The 23,438-nt window shown below is 58.9% G+C and carries 17 protein-coding genes; 1 reads left to right on the forward strand and 16 read right to left on the reverse strand.

What is annotated here, in order from left to right; genetic code table 11:
* Positions 1-52: 52 nt before the first annotated feature.
* The 10 genes from NHAM_RS15565 to NHAM_RS15610 all read right to left on the reverse strand — a co-directional run bounded on the left by NHAM_RS15565 (position 53) and on the right by NHAM_RS15610 (position 10,761).
* Positions 53-1,192 carry a DegT/DnrJ/EryC1/StrS family aminotransferase gene (locus NHAM_RS15565; protein ID WP_011511441.1) on the reverse strand — a complete coding sequence of 380 codons (1,140 nt, stop codon included), beginning with the start codon at positions 1,190-1,192 and terminating at the stop codon, positions 53-55.
* Positions 1,189-2,184 (reverse strand): NAD-dependent epimerase/dehydratase family protein, encoded by a 996-nt coding sequence (locus tag NHAM_RS15570; protein WP_049769433.1) that lies wholly within the window; start codon positions 2,182-2,184, stop codon positions 1,189-1,191. The genes NHAM_RS15565 and NHAM_RS15570 overlap by 4 nt, the downstream gene beginning before the upstream one ends.
* A 73-nt stretch (positions 2,185-2,257) precedes the next feature.
* A complete protein-coding gene (locus NHAM_RS15575) occupies positions 2,258-3,361 on the reverse strand; it encodes a DegT/DnrJ/EryC1/StrS family aminotransferase (RefSeq protein ID WP_011511443.1) in 1,104 nt (367 codons plus the stop codon).
* A 185-nt stretch (positions 3,362-3,546) separates the two neighbouring features.
* Positions 3,547-4,056, reverse strand: a complete 510-nt coding sequence (locus NHAM_RS15580; protein ID WP_011511444.1) for an acyltransferase — start codon at positions 4,054-4,056, stop codon at positions 3,547-3,549.
* 58 nt (positions 4,057-4,114) lie between these two features.
* Positions 4,115-5,617 carry an oligosaccharide flippase family protein gene (locus NHAM_RS15585; RefSeq protein WP_081435023.1) on the reverse strand — a complete coding sequence of 501 codons (1,503 nt, stop codon included), beginning with the start codon at positions 5,615-5,617 and terminating at the stop codon, positions 4,115-4,117.
* A 53-nt stretch (positions 5,618-5,670) separates the two neighbouring features.
* A complete protein-coding gene (locus NHAM_RS15590) occupies positions 5,671-6,438 on the reverse strand; it encodes an acyltransferase (RefSeq protein ID WP_011511446.1) in 768 nt (255 codons plus the stop codon).
* Positions 6,435-7,487, reverse strand: coding sequence for a Gfo/Idh/MocA family protein (locus tag NHAM_RS15595; protein WP_011511447.1), 1,053 nt, complete (start codon positions 7,485-7,487; stop codon positions 6,435-6,437). The genes NHAM_RS15590 and NHAM_RS15595 overlap by 4 nt, the downstream gene beginning before the upstream one ends.
* Before the next feature lie 53 nt (positions 7,488-7,540).
* Positions 7,541-8,800 (reverse strand): UDP-N-acetyl-D-mannosamine dehydrogenase, encoded by a 1,260-nt coding sequence (gene wecC / locus NHAM_RS15600; RefSeq protein WP_011511448.1) that lies wholly within the window; start codon positions 8,798-8,800, stop codon positions 7,541-7,543.
* Entirely contained in the window at positions 8,793-9,911 is a 1,119-nt protein-coding gene (wecB, locus tag NHAM_RS15605) for a non-hydrolyzing UDP-N-acetylglucosamine 2-epimerase (protein ID WP_011511449.1), read from the reverse strand. Before wecB ends, wecC begins: the two co-directional genes overlap by 8 nt.
* 1 nt (position 9,912) lies before the next feature.
* A complete protein-coding gene (locus NHAM_RS15610) occupies positions 9,913-10,761 on the reverse strand; it encodes a WecB/TagA/CpsF family glycosyltransferase (protein ID WP_011511450.1) in 849 nt (282 codons plus the stop codon).
* Between the two features lie 158 nt (positions 10,762-10,919).
* Between NHAM_RS15610 and NHAM_RS15615 the strand changes: the two genes are divergently transcribed.
* Positions 10,920-11,837 (forward strand): glycosyltransferase, encoded by a 918-nt coding sequence (locus NHAM_RS15615; protein ID WP_011511451.1) that lies wholly within the window; start codon positions 10,920-10,922, stop codon positions 11,835-11,837.
* A gap of 33 nt (positions 11,838-11,870) precedes the next feature.
* Here NHAM_RS15615 and NHAM_RS15620 read toward each other — a convergent pair whose 3' ends face one another.
* From NHAM_RS15620 to NHAM_RS15645, 6 genes are read right to left on the reverse strand one after another with little or no spacing between them, the layout of a single operon-like run.
* Positions 11,871-13,070 carry a hypothetical protein gene (locus tag NHAM_RS15620; protein WP_011511452.1) on the reverse strand — a complete coding sequence of 400 codons (1,200 nt, stop codon included), beginning with the start codon at positions 13,068-13,070 and terminating at the stop codon, positions 11,871-11,873.
* 33 nt (positions 13,071-13,103) lie between these two features.
* Positions 13,104-14,537, reverse strand: a complete 1,434-nt coding sequence (locus NHAM_RS15625; protein ID WP_011511453.1) for an HlyD family type I secretion periplasmic adaptor subunit — start codon at positions 14,535-14,537, stop codon at positions 13,104-13,106.
* Positions 14,534-16,756 (reverse strand): peptidase domain-containing ABC transporter, encoded by a 2,223-nt coding sequence (locus tag NHAM_RS15630; protein ID WP_011511454.1) that lies wholly within the window; start codon positions 16,754-16,756, stop codon positions 14,534-14,536. The genes NHAM_RS15625 and NHAM_RS15630 overlap by 4 nt, the downstream gene beginning before the upstream one ends.
* Entirely contained in the window at positions 16,734-17,072 is a 339-nt protein-coding gene (locus NHAM_RS15635; RefSeq protein ID WP_011511455.1) for a hypothetical protein, read from the reverse strand. The genes NHAM_RS15630 and NHAM_RS15635 overlap by 23 nt, the downstream gene beginning before the upstream one ends.
* A 49-nt stretch (positions 17,073-17,121) precedes the next feature.
* Complete coding sequence (locus tag NHAM_RS15640) at positions 17,122-18,012, reverse strand: class I SAM-dependent methyltransferase (RefSeq protein WP_049769354.1); 891 nt, start codon at positions 18,010-18,012, stop codon at positions 17,122-17,124.
* 45 nt (positions 18,013-18,057) lie between these two features.
* A complete protein-coding gene (locus NHAM_RS15645; protein ID WP_011511457.1) occupies positions 18,058-23,292 on the reverse strand; it encodes a DUF4082 domain-containing protein in 5,235 nt (1,744 codons plus the stop codon).
* Positions 23,293-23,438: the final 146 nt, after the last annotated feature.

Genomic DNA, 23,438 nt, shown 5'->3' on the forward strand with positions numbered 1-23,438 from the left:
CACCGCATTTCGCGCAAGCAGAACAATGGCGAAAATGGATTCGCAGCGGCAATCAGTTCCGTAACGTCGCCTTAAGTGCATCGGCGACGCGAACCTGGTCCTCCTCGACCATTTGCGCATAGATCGGAAGCAGGATCGAGCGATCCTGCGCCAATTCCGACTGACACAGATCATGGCGCTGCTTTTCGTGGGCGTAAGGCACCTCACGATGGGCACACATGATCCCGCGGCGGGTTGCGATACCCTGATCAAGCAAGCTCTGCATCACCGCCCTCTGATCGACGCGATCCGGCAGCCGCACGCAATAGCTTTGCCAGTTGGAGCGTGCCCATTCCGGCTCAAACGGCAGACTGAGCCCTTCGATGTTGCCGAGCAGCTCGGCATAAAGCCCAGCAAGAGCGCGACGGCGCGACACGATATCTGTCAGCCGCTCGAGCTGCTTTCGCCCGATCGCTGCCTGCATATCGGTCATCCGGTAGTTGAATCCGACCTCCAGATAGTCCTCGAAAATCACCTGCTGCGAACCATGCCTGACCGTGTCGGGCACGCTCATGCCATGCTGACGGAGCAGCTTGAATTTTTGGTCAAGATCCACGCTACCAGTCGCCATCATTCCACCCTCCCCTGTCGTGATGACCTTGCGAGGATGAAAGGAGAAGCACGCGATCTGCCCATGCGGTTTGCCGATCCAATCCCATAGCCCATCGATGCGAATCTGGCTGCCCGCGGCACAGGCCGCGTCCTCGATCAGGGAAATTTGATGACGATCCGCCAATGCCTTTAAAGCGGCAAGATCGCAAGGCATTCCCATCTGGTGAACGACGAGGATAGCTCGCGTTCGCTCAGTGATCGCTTCTGCCACCCGCTCCGGGTCGAGATTGTAGGTCGATGGGTCGATATCGACGAACACCGGCGTCGCTCCGCAATAGCGAATGCTGTTGGCGCTCGCGATGAAGGAGTGGCTCGCTGTCACCACTTCGTCGCCCGGACCGACGCCGATAGCGCGCAATGCGAGATGCAGAGCGGCCGTGCAGTTAGAGACCGCGCAGGCATACGATGCCCCCACCAACGCGGCGAACTCATGCTCGAATGCCGCGACTTGCGGCCCCTGCGACAACCAGCCCGACAAAACCGTCCGACGGGCAGCTTCGCCTTCTTCACCATCGAGAATTGGCAATGCGATAGGAATCACAACTGTATCGCCTGTTGTTTTTGCGGGATCATGTCTGCGCCGCGTTCCCCGCGCCACCAATCGACCAACTCACTCAGTCCTTCGTCCAGGGACACCTGCGCGCGGAAACCAAGCATCCGCTCGGCCTTTGCCGTGGAGGCGAGACGACGAGGAACGGAATTAACCGACCTTTCAGGCGCGAACTCGGGTGTCAAATGAGGATGTCCCATCACCGAGGAGAGCGATCTGGCGAGTTGCGCGAGGCTCGTCTCCTCGCCGCTGGCGATATTGAACACCTCGTCGCTTGCCATCGCTTTCGCGCCAAGAATATTTGCGCGTGCGACGTCGCGGGCATGAACGAAATCCATCGTCTGTCGGCCATCACCAAAAATGGTCGGCGGCAGCCCGGCTTCCAGCCGTTCCATCCATCGGATGAGCACCTCGGTATATCGGCCATGGATGTCCATGCGATTTCCGTAAACATTGAAGTACCGGAACGCGACGTAGGACAGCCCATACATATCGTTGAACGAACGCAACAGGCCCTCGTTGAAGGCCTTGGCCGCACCATAGAGCGTCCGGTTATCGTAAGGATTCTGGTGCTCGGTCGTGGGGAATTCGTCCGCCAGGCCATAGACCGATGCCGACGAGGCGGCCACGACCTTCTCGATCTCGTGCTTGACGCAAAGTTCGAGCAGATCGAACGTCGATTGCACCATGACCTCCATCGCCAGACGCGGCTCAGCCGCGCAGTGCGTAATGCGCAGCGCTGCCTGATGGAAAACGATGTCGGCTGATTTCACAAGCGTCGCCATCAATCCACTGTCGCGAATGTCGCCGTGGACAATCCGGATCGGCTCATGGATCAGCGCGTGCTCGAGGTTTTCGAGGCGACCGCGCACCATATTGTCGAGCACCACGATCTCGCGGCACCCCTCGTCACACAGCAGATCGACGATGTGCGAACCGATGAATCCGGCACCGCCGGTTACCAGAACCCTCTTTCCCTTCAGGTCAGTCACGGCATTCGCCTCCTCGCCAATTAGATTGACAGCGCTCAGTCAGGCGCTCCGATCGGCTCGCCCGTCATGCAGCAATCAGAACAGCCTTCAACTCCGAGATGATCTCGACGATCTGCTTCGGCTGAAGTTCGGGATACATCGGAAGTGAAAGAAACTGCTTTGCCAGCAACTCGGTGACCGGCAGATCGCCGATCCCATACCCAAGATTTGCATAGGCCTTTTGAAGATGAACCGGAACGGGGTAGTGAATCCCGGCCCCGATGCCTGCCGCGTGGAGCGCAGCGAGGACGTCGTCACGCTGCGGGACTTCAATGGCATACACATGATAAACGTGCCGGCTATGGGACGGAGGTGCCGGCCGCCTGTACGAATGCGCATCAAGCAAGCGATCGTATTCAGATGCGGCGGCTCTACGCGCATCCGTCCACGCCTCGATGTGGTTCATCTTGACGTTCAGGATCGCGCCCTGAATACCATCCATGCGGTAATTGTAGCCGGCCAGCACATGATTGTACTTGGCTTCCTGTCCCCAATCCCTGAGCAGCGCGACATGACGCGCGAGTTCAGAGTGGTTGCACACCACCGCGCCGCCCTCGCCGCACGCGCCGAGATTCTTGGCCGGATAAAAGCTGAAACAGCCGAAATCACCGATCGAACCCGCGCGGCGGCCCTTGTATTCGGCGCCGTGAGCCTGAGCCGCATCCTCGATCACCACGAGGTTGTGGCGACGCGCGATACTCACGATCGCGTCCATGTCGGCCATGAGACCATGCAGGTGAACGGGAACAATCGCTTTGGTCCGGGGCGTGATGGCCGCCTCGATTAGCTTCGGGTTCAGCGTCCGGCTGACGGGATCGACATCCACGAAAACGGGCTTGGCTCCGCAATAGAGAATTGCCGCCGTGGTGGCGACGAAGGTCATCGCCACGGTGATCACCTCGTCGCCCAGGCCGACGCCCGCTGTCAGAAGTGCTAGATGCAACGCGGACGTTCCGCTATTCACCGCGATGCAATGCCTCGCATGACAGTACGAAGCGAAGCGCTCTTCGAATGCGGCGACGTCCGGGCCCAACGCGAACTGCGTGTTGTCGATCACCCGCGCCACCGCGGAGTGGATCTCGGACCTGAGTTGTTGGTGCTGAGCTTTCAGATCGACAAGGGGTATCAAAGACAGCTCCCTTCAATATTCCGGCCGGCCACCAAAACCAGATCACTCACCGATGCGACCGCTGAAAGTATTCAATCGTCGTCATTTAACTTATCATAAAATACAAAATAAATCACCACAACGAATTATTATATTTACAATTTAAATACTCAGGCACTTCGCCCCAGTCTGCCGATCTCCGCGGATCAGGAACGCCCCGAACCTGCCGCAGCCCTGACGCGATGATTGTCATGGCCGGTCACTATCCGCGCTGGTACACCGGCGACAACGGTGTTGGGAGGAACGTCCCGGGTGACGACCGCGCCCGCACCGACCGTGACATTTTCGCCGATGGTTATTCCGCACATGATCGTAGCGTTCGACCCGATCGACGCACGCCGGCAAATCCGGGTGGTTTCCAGTTTCCAGTCGGCGTCGCCCTGCAACTCACCGCTCGGCAGGGTCGCTCTCGGAAGCTTGTCGTTGATGAACATTACGCCATGCCCGACGAATACTTCGTCCTCGATCGTCACGCCTTCGCAGATGAAGGTGTGCGACGATATCTTGCAGCGCGCCCCGATTTCGGCTCCAGCCTGTATCTCGACGAACGTCCCAATCTTTGTCTCATCGCCGACAGCGCAACCATATAGGTTCACGAGGTCAGGATGATGAATCTTGACGTCACTTCCCAGTCGGACATCCTTTGCAATTGGCATTCGGTTCTCCAATCCAGACAATCTTCCTTTGCGTCGCCGTGCTCGCCAACCCATCCCCTCAAGCGGATTTCTTCGCCGAGCGCGCGACGGCGCCTCCCGCAGCAAATCCGGATCTCGGTAGAGCAAACCTCAGTTCCTTGGCAGCAGCACGAAGATGATTGAGCAAAGGATGGCCGGTCAGAAAAAGGCCAAGCAGCCATCCCGCACCCGCCAGAATCCCACCGGCAATCAACCCCGCGCCTGATCCGACCAGTCCAAGCTGCACCGCGAGAGCAGCAAGGAGCGCTCCCGCGGAACTGCATAAGGCAACGGCCGCACTCTTGACGGTTGCGCGGAAGAATTCAGAGAAGCTCATGCCGATATGCCTGCTAATGTAGTAAATCGCGACAAAGGTCTGGAATGGAAGGGCGACGAGCGCCGTCGCCGCAACTGCCTCGACACCATAGAACGAGGCAACGCTGATCAGCAACAGCGACGGTGGAAGCGAGATCAGCGACGCGGTCAATGCATCACGCACGCGTCCGACCGCCACCAGAACCGGATAGGTCAGGCAGGCGGCAAACAACGCAAGATAGCCGATGCACAGAAGCCGGACCAATGGAACGATTTCCAGCCAGGTTGGGCCCAGCCAAACCAGGATCAGCGGATGGGCCATGATCGCGACGAACATTAGGAACGGCCACTGAACCGACGACAGCAGTTCCACCGATGTCAGGTAAACTGTCTTCAAATCGCCTCCGGCCTTGGTGTGTGAGAAAATTGCCGGCATGATCACCGGCGACAAGACCTGAACAACCATTCTGTCGAAAATCTGCGTGACGCTCACGGCGCGGCTGTAGAGACCAACAGCCGCGAGGTTCAGCGTTCGCGCGAGGATCAACTGTGGCGCGAAGCTGTAGAACACGTTGATGATCGCAACGCCGCTGGAATAGAAGCCAAACGCAAAGACGTCGCGATATCCCGCCAGCGATGGACGAAAAAGCCCGAATTCCCTTCGCCACAAAATCAGGAAGACCGCGAGAATCACATTACCTACAACCGTGCCCCAGATCGGAGCCATATAACTGTAGCTCATCATCGCAAGAACAATCGAGACCACTGCCGTTATGAAATTAGCGGTCAGATTACAAACCGCCAGTGCGCCAAACTCCATATCGCGTCTGAAAAGCGCCGATACCGTTATCGAAAGCGGCCACAGCAGGAAGTTCAGCACTGAAACGGCGATGCCCGTCGCCAGCGCCTGCTGACCGAAAAACGCAGCCAGATCATCCTTGATCGCGAACAGCAGAGCGCCGATCAGTATCGACATACAGAACGTGATCGTGAACGATGTTCTGATGTTTCGTCGGGAGAGCGACGATTTCTGGATCAGGTAGTTCGCCCCGCCAAACTCCTGAAAAGATGCCGCTGTCACCGTGGTGAGCGCATTGACAATAGCAAATACGCCGAACTCCTCGGGCGTCAGCAGTCGCGACAGGATCGCGATCGAAAGCAACAGGAAGAACATGCTTCCATATCGCTCCACAGCTGAGAAAATGATCGATCGTTGAACCAGGTTCATTGCTATCCAAGCTGACCGCGTCTCGATGCTGTCGTCACCGCGCCTGCGGCATTCTAGTCGGATCGACCAAACTTCCTGCTGCTTCGGCGCCCCGCCTGGATGCCTTCGAAACCCTGTTTCTTTCGCCAGCGGATCACCCTGGCCGGGACGCCGGCAACGATCGCGAAGTCGGGAACATCCCGGGTGACGACGGCACCCGCGCCGACAATCGCGCCCCGGCCGACCGTCACGCCCGGCAAGACAACCGAGTTCACACCGATGTCTGCCCATGCGCAAATACGCACCGGAGCGATCTTGAGGTCAGTGCGGATGAACGGCACGTCGAGCGGATCGCCGGTATGCTCCGATCCCAAGACTTTCGCACCGGAGCCCCAACCGACATATTCCTCCAGAACAAGGTCTCGTGCGTCGAAATAGCTCTGCGGGCCGATCCAGACGCCCTTGCCGATGACGAAGCAGCCATCGAGCCGGCCCTGAATGATCGATTGCTCGCCGAAGAATACGCCGTCGCCGATCTCGAATGTCTCCGGATGTATGACGGTGACGTGCCTGCGCACCGTCGCTCCCGAGCCCATGCTTCTGACGAGCGTCCGCAAACACACGCGACGCATGATGTCATCGATGGCGGTTGCGCCGGCGGCGTGCTGCGCATAAGCCTCATGCAGCTGCTCCCGCCCGAGACGGCCAGCGAGATGTGCAGCCATACCGAGTTCGAACGGCGGGTCCGGCTCGATCTCCCGGACGCCATGAATTGCCTTGACCACGCGAGAGCCCGCTTTCTTCTTGCGCGGCAGGACGTCGTCGAGATCATCGGGAATCATAGGGCCATTTCCCCTGTTCTGTGCCACCGCTTCAGGCGAACCGGATTGCCCTGAGCAGTGACCGAGCGCGATGCGGCTTCAAGAATCTCAATGACGCGAAGCCCGGTAATTCCATTGGAGGCTGGCGACTTTCCGCTTCTCACGCAGTCAACGAAGTGCTCGGCCTCGGTTTGCAACGCTTCCGTTGCAGCAAGATGTGGTGCCCACATATCTCCGGCACGATAGCCAATCCTGAGCTGGTGCGCGCGCTCCGCGGAACCGTTGACGGTAATGCCTTTATCGTAAATCTTGATCTTTTCGGTCGGTTCCAGATCGTCATAGACGATCATCTTGCGGCTTCCACCGACAAAACTCTGCCGCACCTTGATCGGAGACAACCAATTGACGCTGACGTGAGCCACGCAATTGCTCTGAAAGAACAGGGCAATATGCGCCATGTTCTCTGGCGCGCCCGCGATATGACAGGCGCCTGTCGCAGAGACCGCGATCGGCTCCTCATCAAAGAGGTACTGGATGATCGATATGTCGTGAACGGCCAGATCCCAGATCACATTCACATCGCTTTGAAACAGACCGAGACTCGCGCGGACGCCGTTGTAATAGTAAATCTTGCCGAGAGCGTCCTCGGTTATGAGCTGACGGATTTTCTGGACCGCAGGCGTGTAAAGAAACGTGTGGTCAACCATCAACGTGAGGCGTCGCCGTTCGGCTTCCTCAATCAGGGAAAGAACCTGCTCGGACGTCTGGGCCAACGGCTTCTCGACCAGGACGTGCTTTCCGGCCTTGAGCGCGGCCAGCGTGAGTTCGTAATGAGTATGAACTGGCGTTGCAATTGCGACGGCATCGATCTCGGGATTGGTGAGGAGGTCGCGGAACCGGGATGTGGTCTCGACCGCGGGATAAAGGCGCTTGGTCGCCGCGAGCCTCACTGGATCAAGGTCGCTCACGGCAACCACGCGCGCGACCTGGCTGTTCATGAAATTGCGGACAAGGTTCGGCCCCCAATAGCCGTACCCCACCACTCCAATGCCGACTAACCCTTGCTGCATCTCACACCCGCATACTCATGTTCACAAAAAAGCTTCCTTGCGCCGATCCGTCTTCACGTTCGGACCGGCATGTCTTGCCAAATGCCGCGCGTATCGATCACGTCGAGATGGCGCCGCTCGGCGAGCGGAATCATTTTGAATTCGTCGTGATCGACCAGAAGAAGCGCGATTTCGCAGGAGTGCATCGCCTCCTCGATGCGCACTATTTCCGCGCCGTGCTTGGCCAGTTCTGCCGGAATCCGGCGCAGGTTCGGCTCGACAATCCTGATGCGCGATCCATATTTAGCGGCCAGATGCAGCGCGATGTCGAACGCGGGACTCTCGCGCAGGTCATCGACATTCGCCTTGAAGGTCAGGCCGCAGCAGGCAACGTTCGCATAAGGGTGGTCGTCGATCAGTGCGATCGCGCGCTCGATGATGGTTTCCGTCTTGCGATTATTAACTTCGCGGCTCGTCCTCATCACGCGCGCGAGATCGGGGACTGAATCGATGATGAACCAGGGATCAACCGCGATACAGTGACCGCCGACACCGGGCCCCGGCCGCAACACATTGACCCGGGGATGCCGGTTAGCCAGGTCGATGACTTCCCAGACATTGATCCCATAGCGGTCGCAGATCAGAGATAACTCATTTGCAAACGCGATATTGGTGTCGCGATACGCATTCTCGGTCAGTTTGACCAATTCCGCCGCCCGCGCCGTCGTTGCCACACATGCCCCTCGGACAAACATCTTGTAAAAGCGCTGAGCGCGCCTTGCGCACAACGTGCTGATACCGCCGATACAACGATCGTTGTTGACCAGTTCGGACAATATGCGGCCCGGCAATACCCGTTCAGGGCAATAGGCAACGGAGATCGGCTCCTCGCCGTTTACGGATCCGATACTGAGATCGGGGCGCCTCTCGATGATCTTCCTTGCGACCGTTTCAGTCGTTCCGACCGGCGACGTGGATTCGAGAATGACGATATTTCCCGGCCTGAGCAGATCGGTGATGCGCTCGATAGCCGCCATCACGCATGTCAGGTCCGGCCGGTTGGCGCTGTCGATCGGCGTTGGAACGGCGATTATGAAGACATCGGCCTGCTCGGGCTCCAGCATCGCGACCAGCGAGCCATTCGACACGACTTTTTGCACCAGTCCATCGAGGTCCGGCTCGACAATATGGATCGTGCCCGATGCAACCGTTTTCACGATGTCCGGGTTTGTATCGATCCCGACAACCTTCATGCCTCGGCTCGCAATCACAGCCGCCGTGGGCAAGCCGATATAGCCGAGGCCGATAACAGCGACTTTCTTGATTTCAAGCATCGAGAAGGGCCCTTACGATGCGCTCGCTCGCCCGGCCGTCCCCAAAGGGGTTATGGGCACGGGACATCGCCAAGTAGTGATCGTCGTCATCGAGCAGGCGAACCGTCTCTTCGATGATCTTGCTTGGGTTTGCGCCGACGAGACGCGCGGTTCCCGCCTCAACGCCTTCGGGCCGCTCCGTCGTCTCGCGCATGACCAGAACCGGCTTGCCCAACGTCGGCGCTTCTTCTTGAACACCGCCCGAGTCGGTCAGCACCAGATAGGCAAGAGAAAGCAGGCTGACGAAGTCGGAATACTCCTGGGGGGAAATCAACTCGACGCGGGGATGATTGGAAAGACGGGAGGAAAGCACATCGAAAACGTTCGGGTTCGGATGAATCGGCAAAACAATTGCCACGTCCTGCCGTCGGAGAATTTCCTGAAGCGCCTCGACGATATTTAGAACGCCGGCGCCGAAGTTCTCGCGCCGATGGCATGTCACCAGAATGATGCGGCGGTTGCCTTGATTGGCCCTTATGCCATCCCAACGGGAGACAAGACGTGGATCGGAATCGACGATGGATTTCACGGCGAGCAAGGCGTCAACTACCGTATTCCCGGTGACGTGGATGCGGTCCTTCGGCACGTTCTCGCGCCGCAGCGACTGCGCTGCTCGTTTGGTCGGCGCGAAGTGCTGGTCCGCGATCGTCCCGATGATCTTGCGGTTCACCTCTTCCGGCCATGGAGCGTAGATGTTGCCGCTCCTCAACCCGGCCTCGACATGGGACACCGGAATGCGGCGATAATAGCAGGCCAGAGCGCCGGTCATCGCCGTCGTCGTATCCCCCTGCACGATAACCCTGCTCGGACGCACGTTGTCGAGCACGGCGCCAATGCCCTCGAGCAATCGCGCGCTAAGCCGATCGAGGGTTTGATTGGCTGTCATCACATTGAGATCGACATCCGGAACAATGTTGGCCAGTTTCAGGACCTGATCGAGCAATTGCCGGTGCTGCGCCGTCGCGCAGACCGTGACGGTTGCATTCGTCTCGGCCTTCAGCCGGTTGATGACCGGAAACAGCTTGATGGCCTCCGGACGAGTCCCAACCAGGACGAAGAAGTGTTTTTGCACGTCATCCCCCCGGCTGAGTTGGGCTGGCGCTCGAACCACTGCGCGCCCTCGGCATCAGGTGGACGCCATGCTCCACGAGCGCCCGCGCCAGAATTCCAGCGAAAAGCGTGTTGGTCTTGGCGTAGCGCCACCACATTCGTCCCGGTTCTTGATAGACGCGGTACAGCCATTCAAGACCAAGCGCCTGCATACGGGCGGGAGCGCGCTGAATCTGGCCAGCCAGGACGTCGAACGAGCCCCCCACGCCCATGATGAAGGGGACGTTTAGCTCATCGCGATGGGCGGCGAGGAAACGCTCCTTCCTCGGCGTCGGTATCCCGATGAACAGGCAATCCGCATGACTTTGCCTGATATCCTCGACGATTTCGTCTTCCTGCTCGGTGGAAAAATAGCCGTCTCTCAATCCGGAAAACTGGATCGCCGGATAGCGACGCCGCACCTGAAGAGCGGATTGTTGCAACGTGTCGCGTGACGCACCAAGAAAATACGGCCTGAATCCGTCGTTGGCGCACAGGGCAAGCAGTTCGACTAACAGATCGATCCCGGCAACTCGCTCCTTCACGGGAATGCCGAAAAACCTCGCGGCCCAGACGATCCCCATCCCGTCGATGCCGACCAGATCGCTATTGGCAACATCGGCGGCCAGGATGGGATCCCGGCGCATATTCACCAGTTTAGCGACGTTGAGGGCAACGTGCTGCAGCCTGTTGCGGGTTCGCATCGCGTCTCGCGCCAGACCGACTGTCTCGGCCATGGTCAGAACATCGATGGGGCAGCCCAGAAAACTCTCCCGCATCTCTGTCGCCTCAAAATATGAGGAAAGCACCAGCTTCTCGACGGAAAAGGCCAATCACGCCAGCCTCTCCCGCCTTCAGCGTTATTATTTAATAACAATATACTGCAAAGCATTTAATTGCAATAATTCTTATTTCATTTAGTCGATTTAATTTATAATAACAATCGCGTCAGCGACGTCTTGCGCTCGACCAGCTGGAGGCAGCTCTCGACATGGATTCAGACGGCCCCCTGATCTCCGTTGTTATCCCTCACCTCAACCAGGCAGGGGACCTCGGGGCCTGTCTTGCCAGCCTCCAGAGCCAGCGCCTCTCTCCCGCCCTGTTCGAGATCATTGTGATTGATAACGGATCGACCTCGCCCCCCGTCGAGGTCATGGCCCGCTATCCCTCTGCTCGCCTGCTGCACGAGCCAGAGCCCGGCCCCGGTCCGGCCCGCAACGCTGGGGTTCGACATGCGACCGGCGAAATTCTGGCGTTTATCGATGCTGATTGCCGGGCCGATCCTGATTGGCTGCTGAATGTCGCGCAGGCCCTGCGATCTTTGCCCGGCAAGACCATCGTCGGCGGCGACGTCCGCATCTGGCCGCGGAACAAGGAAACGCTGACCGCGGTGGAAGCGTATGAAAGCGTCTTCGGATTCCGGAACAAGCTGTATATCGAACGTCACGGCTACTCGATCACGGCGAACCTCAGTGCCCGGCGGGCCGACCTCGACAAGATCGAGCCGTTTGTCGGCATCCAGTTCGCGGAGGATATGGAATGGGGCGAACGCGCCCGCAGCGCCGGGTTTCAGTTTCACTTTCTTCCGAATGCGATTGTCTTTCACCCCGCGCGCCGCTCGCTGCGCGAGCTCTGCGTGAAGTGGGACCGCCAGATTCAGCACTATCTGAATATGGCTCAGGGCAAGCCCGCGTGGAAACTTCGCTGGGTGCTCCGCTCCGTCGCAGTTCTGGGGTCTCCCATCATCGACCTCGCCACCGTCGTCAGCAGCGACCGGATACATGGCGTCACGACTCGCCTCAAGGCCATTATGATTCTGGTCGCGATCCGCGCCCATCGCGCACGAAAGATGCTCAGCCTGCTGCGGCAGAGCAATACGGTGCTCTGGAATCGGAGCGCTGGCGTATGACGACCGCACCCGACTTCAGGCTATAAATCGAGACTACGAGTTGAGACACGTATCGCGCGTTGCGTCGGCAAATGCGCGATCGTGCGTCAACTCGAGCAGATCGGACCGCTTGCCAAAGGACCAGAGAATCCATCCCAATTCGTAACTGCGGCATTCGAGGCGAAGGCCAACACCGGCAGGATCGATCAGGTGTTCATCACGCCGCAAGATCGAATTTCCGATCGCGCGAAGCGCCCGGCGTTTGTTGGTATGGAGTTCTGCGCTCCTCACCTGTGATCGGAAAGACAGCTGCACCCCCGGCACCAGCATCGATTTTCGTAGCTGGTTGTGACCCAGCACCCATTTGAAGCCTTTTATCAGCGCGTTCCGCGCGCCGCGGACATCGTGGCGCTCGGCGCATTCGAGAAACGCCGGCGCCATGCCATACTGATGGACGGAATAGACCTCATAGAAATCAAGGACCCGTCCTTGCAGCGCATCGTAGAACCATGGCCATTCGCCTTGCGGCCCCTGCAGCTCGATCAATCTCCGGGTGCATTCCTTTGCCATGCCGAGTGCGTGAAGATTTCTGGTCAGTTCTCCGTAATGATAACAAGCAAGCGTCAGATATGTCTGACTAGCGAAGGATGAAAAGCGCCTTCGGAGTCCCGTGGCCGCATTGTAGAACAGCCCGGACGTGCTGTGGTACCTCTCGGTGAGGGCGACAAAAAGCATGTGAGCAAATGGAAGCCACCGCTTCTCGTCCGCTCTGACCTGAGCGACAGCCCCGGTCAGCAGCATCCCCAAATCCTGCGCCCGCAGATCCCGCCAGCTTTTCCGATCCGACAGCAGGCCGTCGATCCGATCCACAACATGACCCGGAATATCCAGTTGCAACTCCGCGCCGGACCACAAAGCCATGCCGTATGCATATTTCGCGACCGGCAGCATCGTCAGTTGCGAAACGTTCCGCGCGAATATCCCCCGCACATCGATCGAATCCGGGATGACCTTCAGCCGTGACAGGCCGAGCAGCACATTGAGCGTGTAGAATACATCGCTATGTGGAATAGATTGATTGGGTTCGGAACGACCGTCGAGATGATAGATGTGCGACCAGCGCCCATGCTCCAGCATCCAGCATCTCCGAAGACCACTCAATGCATAATTCACCAGCGGCGAATTGGCCGGCCGCTGTATATCGTCCAGCCGCACAACGTTCGCCAGGCTTTCAGCATTCGGACTGCTGTTCATCCAAAACCTCCCGCGATGGAAACATCGCGCTCGTCACGGCTCACGTATGCTCTCGTCCAATCCACGAATGAGGGGATACAGGAAATAGGAGATCACCCGACGATCTCCCACCTTCATCTCCGCCGTCAGCTCCATTCCCGGGATCATCTGGAATTGTGCGGGCTGACCGCGCAGCCGTGCTCTGTCGAGATCCACCAGCACGCGGTAATATGCGGGGATCGCGCGATGGGACCCATCGCTCTTGGCTTCGGCCCCGAATGAATCCTTGCTGACGACGCTGACCTTCCCAGATCCCGTTCCGTACTTCTGGAACGGAAAGGCATCGAACTTGATCCGGACGGGCTGCCCTATCGAAATCTGCCCGATATCCCGACCCTCGACGTTCACTTCCGCCTGCAAAGGCGTGTCGCGCGGCACCAGCACAAAGAGCGTCTCCGCCTCGCGCACGACTGAGCCCACCGTACGGTTGGCAATCTCGAGAACGACGGCATCGACTGGCGCAGCCATGACCGTCAATTGCCGCCGGCGCTCGGCCTTCTTGAGCTCTTCCGCGGCGCTGTTCTGTTTGGCCCGGGTGTCCACGAGTTCCTGATAGGCTGTGCGACGGAAGTCATCCGCGAAGACCTGCCGGTCGGCTCTCGCTTTCTCGACACGGTGCTTGTAATCCGCCTCGCTTCCGACGACACGCGCCAGATTGTTTTCCACTTCAAGCCGCGCATCCTTCGACAGCAGTAAATTCAGCCGCGAGCCGACCTTCTTCTCCATCAGGGAGCTGCGCATGGTCTCGATCGACTGCAGGGTTTCCAATCTTTGACGCACCAGCCCTTCTTCGTCTTCGCCCGCCTTCAGGTTGGCCTGCGCGCTCGCAATCTGTGCATCATAGTTACGCAGCGACGTTTCATAGAACGCCCTGCGCTGACGAAACAGCTTCTCCTGTAGCAACTCATCCGAATTCGATGAATCCGCGGCAACATAGTCGCCGCCACTCAACTCGGATTGCAGGCGCTTGATCGCCGCATCCAGCGCGGTCACGCGGGTTCGGAGTTGATCGGTATCGGCTTGCGAAAAGGTTGGATCGAGCGTCGCGAGCGGCTGTCCCTTGCTCACGATGTCGCCCACTTTGACCTTGATCTCACGAATGACCGAGGTTTCTAACGGCTGGACCGCGACATTCGGACTGATTGCAATCAATTTCCCGCGCGCTGTGACGATCGTCTCTACACTGGACAACGATGCCCAGGCCACCATCGCGAGGATTAGCGCGACGACGCTATAGAGCGTGATGCGGGCCACGCGAGGGGGCGCACGCTCCTCGATTTCGACGGCGTCCGATTGAAACTCGGCGATAATCGATGGCTTGAGGGGGGCATGCGCCCTCAGCCGTGACTGTCGGCGTCGCGCGAAGAACCCCGGAGTTGGCGCTTTCCCCGTTCTGGAATCCGGCGCGCGCTGATTGCTGCTCGTCATGCGATTTGCTTCATCTGCTGATTCCAAAGCTGCCGATAGGCCGTGCAGTTCTTCATCAGCTGATCATGATGACCCAGGTCAGAGACCCGGCCGCGATCAATCACTAGGATTGCGTTGGCATCCGACAGCATCGACAGCCGGTGAGAAACAATGATGACCGTGCGCCCTTCCGCGATGCGCCGAAGGTTTCGACGAATGATCGTTTCGCTTTCGGCGTCCAGCGCGCTCGTCGCCTCGTCGAGAATCAGCAAACGCGGATTGGTGATCAGAGCTCGCGCGATGGCGAGGCGCTGCCGCTGGCCGCCGGAAAGATTTTCGGCATTCTCTTCCAGCATGGTATCGAAGCCGCGCGGCAGCCGCTCGATGAACTCGTCGGCGCCTGCAAGGCGTGCCGCCTGGGCAACTTCCTCGAAAGTGGCCCCGCGCTTGGCGCATGTGATGTTCTCGCGAACGGTGCCGCAAAACAGGAAATTCTCCTGCAGGACAAGCCCGAGACTCTTGCGCAGATGAACGAGATCCAGCTCGCGCGAGTCGAACCCGTCGATGCGCAACAGACCCTGCTGAATCGGATACAGGCCGGCGATCATGCGGGTCAGCGTCGTCTTGCCGGAACCGCTTCGGCCGACAATGCCAAACACGCTCCCCGCTGGAATCGTGAACGAGATGTTGTCGAGCGCCGGGGGCCCCTCCGGACCGTAGCGAAACGACACATTCTCGAATTCGATATGCCCGTCCAGTTCAGGACGCAACCCATCCCGCTTGCCCTCTCGCTCGCGAGCCTGGTTCATGATCTCACCGAGCATTTGCACGGCCAGGGCGACTTCCTGATATTCATGAACCATCGTCACCATCTGGACGAGCGGCCCGGAGACGCGACCAGCCAGCATATTGAAAGCAACCAGCGCACCGATCGTCATCTCACCGCTGAAGACATCAAGGGCGCCAAGGCCGATGATTCCGAGCGTCATCAGCTTTTCCAGAAAGCCTGTGACCGATTGCGCGGCAGCCGATATTTTCTCGACACCGAATCTCATCGAAACGGACTGCGCGCAACGATCATCCCACACCCTTCCCTGCAGCGGCTCCATCGCCAGCGATTTGACGGTGCGCATTCCATGCACGGCCTCGACTAGCAATGCCTGACGCGCGCCCTCGGCCTGGTAAAGACCGTAAAGACGTCGCCGGAACGGCCCCACCAGCAGGGTGACCACAACTCCGGTGAGGGCCGTGAAAGCCAGCACCAGGCACGTCAGCTTGAGGCTGTAGAGAGCAAGCACAGGAAGGAAGACCAGAAGCGACAGAGCATCAAGCAAGGTCAGGAACAAACGTCCGGTCAGAAATTCCCGGATGCGCGTCGCCTGCTGCATATGCTTCACGAGCACGCCGGACGAAATGTGTTCAAAGAAGCTGATCGGCAAACCCAGAAGATGCCCAAACGTTTTCGTCGCAACACGAATGTCGATCTTGTTCGTGGCATAGAGCAACAGATAACGGCGCAGGAAGCTGAACACCGAATCGAACAGCAGCGCGATCACCGCGCCTGCCGCCAGCACATAGAGCGTCGTGAAGCTCTCGTGCACCAGGACCTTGTCGATGACCAACTGGAAGAATAGTGGAATGACCAAACCGAGCGCATAGAGCAGCACGGCGGCCACGGCCACATCGGCGAGCAGCCTCCGCTCGCGCAACAATTCGGGGGCGAACCAGCGGAAGCCGAATTTTCGCGGCGCTCCAGATGCCCCGCGATCTCGCTTGATCAACAGCACGTCGCCGTGCCAGTTCGCACAGAAGCAGTTTTTTTTGATGACCAGTGGATCCGGTCGCTCCGCAAGCGGATCGAAAACACTCACCGCCTCGCCTGCCGGGCCGTCTTGGGCTCCAAGCACGAGAACCCAGTTGCCATTGGCAAGTTGAGCCACCACCGGATAGATCTCGCCAAGCCGGTGCAACCTGTCCCAGTTCAGATGCGCCGCCCGCGCGCGCATCCCTGCTTCCTTGGCGATGCGCTGAATCCGCGCCTGCGACATCGGCGCATTATCGACGGCATACAAATGGCGCAACCGGTCGGCGGCCAGATCAATGCCATGGTGTCTTGCGACGCTCGCCAGACATTCGAGCGCGGTCCGTGCCTGCAAGTTCGGGCGCTCTGGCTGGCTGGCGGCCGGGGGCACCGCAGCGTCGCGATCGGGCCCGGCGTTATCGGAAATTCGTTGAAGCATTCGAAGGCCGCTGACTGGCTGGACTTGCAACCGGACGCTCGCTGCTGCCCAGGCTGAGGGGCGGCGCCTGCCCGATCTCGCCGGGTTGGCTGCGCTTGACCACACCGGCATCGACCAGGCCCTGAAGCGCGTTCTGCATGACCTCGACGGAGTTCGCGAATCCTTCCGCCGACAGGATCAGTCTTTGACGAAATACCTTCTTGGGAAAGTTACTGGCATCGCGCTCGGTCGGTGAAAGGCTGAAAAGGTCGATGCGCACGATCGAGCCGCTCACCGTGATCTCGTCCACTCCGTCCGTGTAGACCTCGTCGTGCATCGCTGTATTCCCCGATGGCGTTTTGTTCAAAGACCGTGCTTGATCGCCCTCAATCGATCCGGGAAGGCGAGCGGATCGCAACAATGCTCAACGCATAGTGAAGATGGATGCCGACCGATCGATCGTCCGGAATCCTGCCGGCGTGGTAGGAGGCGTCCGGGCGGAAGGGTTCGAGAATTTCCAAACCCGCTTCGGCATACATTTTGCGGATCGCGGCCTCCTCATGGGCCACCGAGGCTTCCGGCTGATCTTCAGACTTCACCCGGAAGTCGCCGTGGTCGTAGTTCCAGTTTTTTTTCACGGTTGCCGCAGTTGACGTCAGCTCCACGCTACGCCGGTTGTAGACCAGCCAGGTCGATACGAGCCGGCCTCCCGGCTTCAGAACACGCGCCGTCTCATTGAGATAGTTCGCCGCTCCATTGGGCAGGATGTGCGTGAATATCGAACCTGCGTATGCGAAATCGAAAGACCTGTCCGAATAAGGGAAACGATAATTATCGACCGAGAACCGTCCATTCGGACTCCAGCTCGTGGCGACATCAGCGGTTTGAAAACGGAAGTTCCGCTTTCGCGCAGTGATCTTACTTTGACACCATTCGATAAGCTCCTGCTTGATGTCGAATCCCTCGTACCCTCCCCTTTCATTGAGATATCCGGCGAGAGGGATCGCGAGCCGACCGATGCCGCAGGCTATATCCAGAACGCGATGAGACGGCTGCAGCCCCGCGATCTCGACAAAGAACTCCAGCTGATCGCGGCCGGTGTCACGAAAGTCGAACCACAACGGCGAAATCCATGCGCGCAGGTGACGCGGTGGAAGTCCGGCGAAGGTGTAGGACATTCCATCATAGACATTCAAAAGCGCGTCATGAACAGCCGCCGGAACAATGCGTCTCGCGACGTTGGCCGGCGCTCTGATAGCCTTTGAGAGTGCAGTCATACACAGCCCCTCTTTCGGTTGGATCGAATACGTAATCCTTCAGCGCTACGCCGCCAGTTGAGCCTTGAACAGAACATCGACCCCGTAGCTCGCGGAGTTGTAGCTGTTGCTCGGGAACAAGCTCGAACTGCCGTAGGCATAGACACCGTTGCCGGCGCTGGTAGACGAGGACGGCGCGGTCAGCGGTCCGCTGGTGTGCGACGTTGCGAAGTAGTTGGGATCCACCGAATAGTCTCCGCTCGTATGGTAGGAGGCGACATAAGTCGTGCCTGCCGAGACTGTCAGCGGGGTGGCGAAATTCACCTGCTGCCAGCCGCTCGTGGTTTCGTTGCTGAAGGTTTGTGTCGCAAGCAACGTTCCGCTGCTGCTCCAGATGTTCGCGACGTGAGCTCCGGTGTTTTCTTCGCCCTTGTAGAACCGGAGTCCGGTGATCTCGCCTGCGCTCGAAGCCTGGAATTTGAATCCCAGTTCGACGGAATTTGGATCGTTCACCGTCACGATGCTCGGCGCGGAAGCCGGGTTGAACAAGCTCGCAAGCGTCGGATCGTTGACGAGCAATGACGCGCTTGCTGAGGAGACGCCTCCGTTCCCATCAGTGACGGAATAAGCGAAACTCGCCGTTCCTGTGTATCCGGTCGTCGGCGTGAAGGTGATCGTGCCGGTATTCGAGTTGTAAACCGCCGCGCCGTTGGTCGCGTTACTCACATTGACAATCGACATCGGCAAGCCGCTGGGGTCGGTATCGTTCGCGAGCAGCGCGGATGCCGAGATCGAAAGCGGATTGTTCTCGGTGACGACAAAGCCGTTGTCGTTTTTGGCAACGGGCGCGAGCGGCCCAACCGTGAGGGCGACATTCGCCGAGGCGGTGCCGCCGGCCTGCCCATCGCTGATGGTATAGGTGAATGATGCCGGGCCGGCGTAACCCGTCGTCGGTATGAAACTGATGGTCTGGGTACCGGAATTGTAGGTGACGGTGCCGTGGCTCGGATTGCCAACGCTGGCGATGGACAACGGAAGACCATTCGGATCCGTATCGTTGGCCAGGACCGCGGAAGCAGGAATCGACAGCGTGCCATTTTCGATCACGCTGAAGCCGCTGTCGTTGTTCGCGACAGGCGTTTGCAGCGACGGACCATTATAGACAACATCAACCCAATAGTTCGTGGCGTTGACGGCGCTCGTGGGGAATACCGACCCGGGACCATAGGCATAGATGCCGGCGCTGCCGGGCGCCGACAACTGGCCGTGCACCAGCGGGTTCGCAAAATAGTTGGCATCCGCCGAATAGCTGCCGCTGGTGTGGTAGGACGCGACATAGGTCGTTCCCGCGGTGATCGTCACCGGAACGGCGAAATTGACCTGTTGCCAACCGCTCGCTGTTTCGTTTGTGAACGTCGCCGTCGCCAGCAGCGTTCCTGCGGAACTCCACAGGTCGGCGACATGCGTCGCGGTGTTCTGCGATCCTTTATAGAAACGGATGCCGCTGATGGTGCCATTCGCAGCGGCCGTGAACTTGACACCCAGTTCAACGGACCCTGGATCAACCAAGTTGGCCGTTGACGGTGCCGATGTCAGGCTGAACAGGCTCTGGCTCACGGGATCGTTGACGAACAGCGCGACGTTCCCGGAGGCCGTGCCGCCATTGGTGTCGCTGATCGCATAGGTGAAGGTGGCGGTTCCGGTGTAGCCGTTCGTCGGCGTGAAGGTGACCGTGTTGGTGTTCGCATCAAAGGAAACCGTGCCGTGCGTCGGGTTGCCCGCACCGGTGATCGACAAGGCAAGGCCGTTGGGATCGGTATCGTTGGCAAGGAGCGCGCTCGCCGCAATAGACAACGTGCCATTCTCGTTGGCGATGAATCCGCTATCGGCATTCGCGACCGGCGGCGGGGGAACGACATTCAGGGACACATTGGCTGTCGAGGTACCAGCCTGCCCGTCGGTGATCGTGTAGCTGAAGCTGGCCGGACCGAGATAACCAGCGGTTGGCACGAAACTCACGGTCTGCGTGCTCGCGTTATAGCTGACGGTGCCGTTGCTGGCGTTGCCGACGCTGCTGATTGACAGCGCAAGCCCGTTCGGGTCGGTATCGTTGGCCAGCAGCGTCGCCGCGGCAATCGTCAAAGTGCCGTTTCGGGAAGCGGACAGGCCGCTGTCATTGTTGGCGATCGGCGGCTGAAGGGGTGCGCTGTTGAAGACCACATCGACCCAATAGTTGCTCGCCTTGAAGGACGAGGTCGGGAAGATGCTTCCGCTGCCGTAAGTATAAACGCCGCTGTCGCTAGGCGCAGTAAGCTGGCCGTTGGTCAACGGGTTCGTGAAATAATTCAGATCCGCTGAGTAATTGCCGTTGCTGTGATAGGAGGCGACGTATGTCGTGCCGGCGGTGACGAACACGGGTTGGGAGAAGCTGACCTGCTGCCAGCCGCTTGCCGTTTCATTCGTGAAGGTTGCCGTGGCAAGCAATGTTCCCGTCGACGACCAGATATCGGCGACATGCGTACCGGTGTTCTGCGCTCCTTTGTAGAAACGCAGTCCGGTGATCAATCCGTTCGCCGACGTGGTGAATTTGACGCCGAGTTCCACGGGGCTCGGGTCATTCACCGCGACGACCGTCGGTGCGTCGGTGGTGCCAAACAGGCTTTGCGCCGAGATGGGGTAATTGACTTTCAACGAGACCTGGCCGGAACCCGTCCCACCCTGAGTATCGCCGATCGTGTAGGTGAAGTTCGCCGGCCCGGCGTATCCGGCCGTCGGCACAAAGGTCACGGTTTGCGTGCCCGCGTTATAGCTGGCTGTGCCGTGAACCCCTCCGCTCACGCCCGTCACCGACAACGGGAATCCGCCCGGATCCGTATCGTTGGCGAGCAATGTCGCAGCCGAGATCGACAGCGTTCCATTCTCGGTGACAACGAAACCGCTGTCGTTGTTGGCTTGCGGCTGCTGGCTGGTGTTGTTGAAAACAACGTCCACCCAGTAATTGTCGCCCTTCACGATCGAAATCTGATTGGGGAAGAGCGGGACCGCCCCGTAGGCATAGACGCCGTTCAACCCGTTGCCGGTCGCGGTGAGCGAACCGTTCGTGTATCCCGGATTGTCGAAATAGTAGTCGGTGGACGAGTATCCGCCGACATTCGTGTGATAGGAGGCGACATAGGTGGTGCCCGCCGTAATGCGGACAGGTGTTGCGAAATTAACCTGCTGCCAGCCGCTTCCCGTTTCATTGGTGAAGGTGGCGCTGGCGAGCAACGTGCCGGTCGAGGTCCACAAACTGCCGAGATGCGTGCCGGTGTTCTGCGAGCTCTTGTAAAAGCGGATGCCGGTGATCAGCCCCGATGACGCCGACACAAACTTGACGCCGAGTTCCACCGACGTCGGATCATTGTTCGCCAGAATAGCTGGCGTATCGGTCGGGCTGAAAATCGTCAGGTTGGACGACGGCGTAATCGTCAGCGCGACGCCCGCCCCTGCGGCTCCTAGATTGAGGCTGTCATCAACCGCGCGCGATCTGATTGTCGTCAGGCCGGACGCACCGGCCTTGAACGTGTAGCTCCAGGTCGTATTCGCCTTGCCGACAACGGCGGTCGCCGGATGCCATGTGCCGCCGTTATCCGTCGATACCTCGATGCCGCCGATCAGACCGCCAACATCGGAGGCCGTGCCGTTGACTGTCACGGACTGACCTTCAAGGATCGTCGACGTCGAAATATTGGTGATCGCCGAGGTCGGCGCAGTATGATCCGTCGATTGGGTCGCGATGATGAGACTTGCCTGCAATGTCGATGGCTGAACACCCATATCGGCGAGCAGATTGACAGTCGCCTGCTGGACATTCGGGTCGACTGGATTGGGCGTTCCCGACACCTGATCGTGGTCGGTCGATAGTCCCCATGACCAGAAGACCGTCCCGGCGCCAAAAACCAGAGCGCCGCTGACGGGATCGCGATACTCGACAAGATTATGAGTTGCCGTGCCGGTTCCGGTCGTGTTGCCGTAGTCGAGCAGCTTGGTTGGCACAGTCAGGGTCGTCGATGACACATCGATCAAGCCGGCAGGCCGGAATCCGTTGTCCGGCGAAGCATCCCATTCGTAGCCGAGAAGATTTTCGACCAGTGATGCGGACTGTCCCGGCGCGGTGTTCGCAACCGATGTATTCCGCCAGAACCGCAACTGGCTCATGTCGTAAGGAATATTGATGATATCGGCACGATCGGGGAATCCGTCGACCTGAAAGACAGTCCCGGTCAAGGAATTGGAGGGCTGGCCCGACATGCCGCCGCTCGACGCGAACCGCGCATCCATATAGGCACCTGTCGCGACGCCCGTCGGATCGATCACCGCGTTGGCGTGGGTATCCTTGTAGGTGATCATCGTGCGGTTCGGCGTGCCGCTGCCGTCGATGCTCGGCGCGAGTCTTGTCTGCCAATAAATCTCGTTTCCGCTCAGGAAGACGAGGTTGACGCCTGCGTGGGCCGCGGCCTGAACGTTGGCGCGCTGATTGTTGGTCCAGTATTCGTCGTGACCTGCCTCCATATAGACGCGGTGGTTGAGCAACAGGGCGCCGTTGATTGAGGCGTCAACGCCGGAGATATAAGAGACATCGTATCCGTTCTGCTCCAGCCACTGGAACGCCGGATACTCCGCGCCGAACACCATGTCATTGGACGTGCCGGCCTCTCCACCTTCCGAACCGTCCCGCGTCGTAATGGGACGATTGTAACTGACCGCATACGCGGCGCCGCCGTAGCCGGGCCCGTTCCCGCCATAGACATCCGCGCCGCCCCAGCCGTTATAGGCCTGCCAGGTTTGATCGTCGGTTTGAAAGACGATGTCGCTGTGGGAGCTGTCGTCGCGAACGACGAACGGAATCTGGAAAACCTGGCTGCCGTCGACCACGTTGGCGACATAGACGCCCGAAACGATATTGGTGGGGACCGACCAGGAATCGGTCACGCTCCAGTTTCCGGCATCGACCAGACCGGTCGCAGCATCGTGCAAGGGTGCCGGCTGAACGACAGATGTCGCTGCCTGATGCTGAAGGGTGGTAATCAGCCGTGCGCCATCGCCATTATAGTAGCCCAGCCGATAGATATTGATCTGATAGTTCGGATTGCCGGTCTGGTTGTTGATCTTGAAATCGATCGTCCCACCCAGATTGGCGCTGATCGCAGTGGTAAATCCCTGAATGAGAGTGGAGTCCTGACCGGCATTAATTTGCCAAACGCTCTGCGGCGTTCCGGGCTTCTGGTTTTCGAGCACAATCGCATTCGGCGTAGCAGCCATCTTGAGCGTCCTCTCGGCAACAACCAACACCTATTAATAGATTAAACATTATATTTATCATTAATTAAGAGTCAATCCGAGATATTTAATTTTAAATAACAAGACTGCGACTGCGCCGACGTTAACCATGCCCATTCATTGCGATG

Origin of the sequence: Nitrobacter hamburgensis X14, assembly GCF_000013885.1 — a bacterium.
GTDB classification, from domain to species: Bacteria; Pseudomonadota; Alphaproteobacteria; order Rhizobiales; family Xanthobacteraceae; genus Nitrobacter; species Nitrobacter hamburgensis.

What these genes read in the sequence shown, in the direction of transcription:
- NHAM_RS15580 (WP_011511444.1), bottom strand. Translation starts at nt 4,056, where the DNA reads ATGCCAATTGCAAAGGATGTCCGACTGGGAAGTGACGTCAAGATTCAT.
- wecC (WP_011511448.1), bottom strand. Translation starts at nt 8,800, where the DNA reads ATGCTTGAAATCAAGAAAGTCGCTGTTATCGGCCTCGGCTATATCGGC.
- NHAM_RS15590 (WP_011511446.1), bottom strand. Translation starts at nt 6,438, where the DNA reads ATGATTCCCGATGATCTCGACGACGTCCTGCCGCGCAAGAAGAAAGCG.
- NHAM_RS15585 (WP_081435023.1), bottom strand. Translation starts at nt 5,617, where the DNA reads ATGAACCTGGTTCAACGATCGATCATTTTCTCAGCTGTGGAGCGATAT.
- NHAM_RS15595 (WP_011511447.1), bottom strand. Translation starts at nt 7,487, where the DNA reads ATGCAGCAAGGGTTAGTCGGCATTGGAGTGGTGGGGTACGGCTATTGG.
- NHAM_RS15615 (WP_011511451.1), top strand. Translation starts at nt 10,920, where the DNA reads ATGGATTCAGACGGCCCCCTGATCTCCGTTGTTATCCCTCACCTCAAC.
- NHAM_RS15630 (WP_011511454.1), bottom strand. Translation starts at nt 16,756, where the DNA reads ATGCTTCAACGAATTTCCGATAACGCCGGGCCCGATCGCGACGCTGCG.
- NHAM_RS15625 (WP_011511453.1), bottom strand. Translation starts at nt 14,537, where the DNA reads ATGACGAGCAGCAATCAGCGCGCGCCGGATTCCAGAACGGGGAAAGCG.
- NHAM_RS15635 (WP_011511455.1), bottom strand. Translation starts at nt 17,072, where the DNA reads ATGCACGACGAGGTCTACACGGACGGAGTGGACGAGATCACGGTGAGC.
- NHAM_RS15645 (WP_011511457.1), bottom strand. Translation starts at nt 23,292, where the DNA reads ATGGCTGCTACGCCGAATGCGATTGTGCTCGAAAACCAGAAGCCCGGA.
- NHAM_RS15620 (WP_011511452.1), bottom strand. Translation starts at nt 13,070, where the DNA reads ATGAACAGCAGTCCGAATGCTGAAAGCCTGGCGAACGTTGTGCGGCTG.
- NHAM_RS15640 (WP_049769354.1), bottom strand. Translation starts at nt 18,012, where the DNA reads ATGACTGCACTCTCAAAGGCTATCAGAGCGCCGGCCAACGTCGCGAGA.